Annotated in this window: 2 protein-coding genes; one reads left to right on the plus strand and one right to left on the minus strand. The window is 71.2% G+C overall.

Features of this window, described 5'->3' with window-relative positions; genetic code table 11:
- Positions 1 to 75 precede the first annotated feature (75 nt).
- Positions 76 to 780 (minus strand): type 1 glutamine amidotransferase domain-containing protein, encoded by a 705-nt coding sequence (locus ACWEBX_RS39790; protein ID WP_451889580.1) that lies wholly within the window; start codon positions 778 to 780, stop codon positions 76 to 78.
- A 281-nt stretch (positions 781 to 1061) separates the two neighbouring features.
- Here ACWEBX_RS39790 and ACWEBX_RS39795 point away from each other — a divergent pair.
- On the plus strand, positions 1062 to 1944 hold an 883-nt coding region (locus ACWEBX_RS39795), incomplete at its 3' end, for a LysR family transcriptional regulator (protein WP_451889581.1).

A 1944-nucleotide genomic window follows, 5' to 3' on the forward strand; every position in this document is an offset into this window, starting at 1 on the left:
GAGGCGTGTCACGCCTCCGCGGCGGGCGGTCCGGACGGCGGTCCGGACGGCGGTCCGGACGGCGGTCCGGGGGACTCAGCGGCCGGCCAGGGCCTTCAGCGTGGCCTCGGCCGTCGCGGTGCTCGACTGGGGGTTCTGACCGGTGATCAGCTTGCCGTCCACGACGACCTTGCTGCTCCACGGAGCCCCGGTCTCGACCGTGGCACCGCGCTCGCGCAGCACGCTCTCCAGGTAGAAGGGGGTGTTGTCGCCGAGACCTCCCTGGCGCTCCTCCTCGTCGGCGAAGGAGGTGAGGTCGCGGCCCGCGAACGTGAATCCGCCGTCCGTGGTCGTGGCGCTGAGCAGGGCGGCGACCCCGTGGCACAGCGCGGCGACGATCGTGCCCTCGGCGTCCGCCTCGTTGAGGAGACGGCCGAGATCCGCGTCGTGGGCGAGGTCGGCCATGGGCGAGTGACCGCCGGGAATGTAGAGCGCGTCGTAGTCGCTCAGACGCACCTCCGCCAGCGGCAGCGGGCCAGAGAGCTGGTCGTCGATGCTGTCGAGGTAGGTGCGGAACTCCTTGGCGTCGGTCTCGGACACACCGCCGCGGGCGTCGAGGCTGAGGGCGTCCACCGTCGGGCGGACGGCCCCGGGCGTGGCGATGTCCACCTGCGCTCCGGCGGCGCGCAGCACCCTGTGGGAGGCGGCGACCTCTTCCGCCCAGAAGCCGGTCGGATGCGTGGATCCGTCGGCCAGGACCAAGCTGTCGGCGGCGGAGACGATCATCAGGATCTTCGACATCGGGATACCTGCTCTTATCTGTGGGACGACTCTGGAAACGCGGTGCCAATGGCCCGCGGACCGCGGTGACGCGGTGCTCGGGACAACTCCAGGATTCATCACGGAAATGCCCTGCTGCTTGGTCCGCGCCATAAGAGGAGTTATGGAGGAGGGGTGGCCGAATTTCGTCGGATGTGCAGTGGGGCGTCGTACGACGGGAGGCCGCGCCCCCGCCGCGAACCCATCAGTAGAGTTTGATGAGAGGGAGAGGTTCATAAACTTTGTGATGGATGGAGGCGGCCATGCCCGGCCTGGACCTACTGGCGACGTTCCTCGAGATCTACCGCACCGGGTCGCTGTCCGCGGCGGCCGCGCGGCTGGGGGTGAGCCAGCCGGCGGTCACCGGGCAGCTCGCCCGTCTTGAGGAGCAACTGGGCGAACCGCTGTTCGTCCGGTCGAGCAAGGGAGCCCGGCCGACGCCCCGGGCGGCGGCGCTGGCCGCCCGTGTCGGCCTGCATGTCGACGGGCTGCGTACCGCCCTGGCTCCTTCGGGGCGGGAGAGCACGCTGGAGGGCACGGTGCACCTGGGCGGACCGGCCGAGGTGATGTCCCTTCAAGTGCTTCCGGCGCTGGCACCGCTCACGGCCCGCGGACTCCGCATCCGGGTGACGCTGGGCCTGGCCGAGGAACTCCTGTCGGCGCTGACGGCGGCACGCCTCGACCTGGTGGTGTCCGCGGTTCGCCCCCAGCAGGAGGAGCTGTCGGTGACGCCGCTGGTGGACGAGGAGTTCCTGCTGGTGGGGCCGCCCGCCTTGGCGCACGCCGTGGACCAGGAGCGGCTGGCCGCCGACCCGGTCGCCGCGCTGTCCCAGCTACCGCTGGTGGCCTACGCGGCCGATCTTCCGATCATCCGGCGGTACTGGCGCAGCGAGTTCGGGCGGCGGCCGCCCAATCCGGTCGCGGTCACCGTCCCGGACCTGCGCGCCGTGCTGGCCGCGGTGGAGTCCGGGATGGGCATCTCCGTGCTGCCGCGCTACCTCGCCGCTCCGGCACTGGCCGCGGAGGAGGTGGTGCAGATGCACCGGCCGGAGGTGGAGCCGTTGAACACCTTGTATCAGCCGTCCCGGCGCCACGTATCTCGTCAGCACGGAGATGCCCATCCCGGAATCCACCGCGGCCAGCACG

This window comes from Streptomyces sp. NPDC005070 (genome assembly GCF_053600395.1).

Bases quoted from the DNA above. Each gene is read 5' to 3' on its own strand.
- ACWEBX_RS39790 (WP_451889580.1), bottom strand. From the start codon at position 780: ATGTCGAAGATCCTGATGATCGTCTCCGCCGCCGACAGCTTGGTCCTG.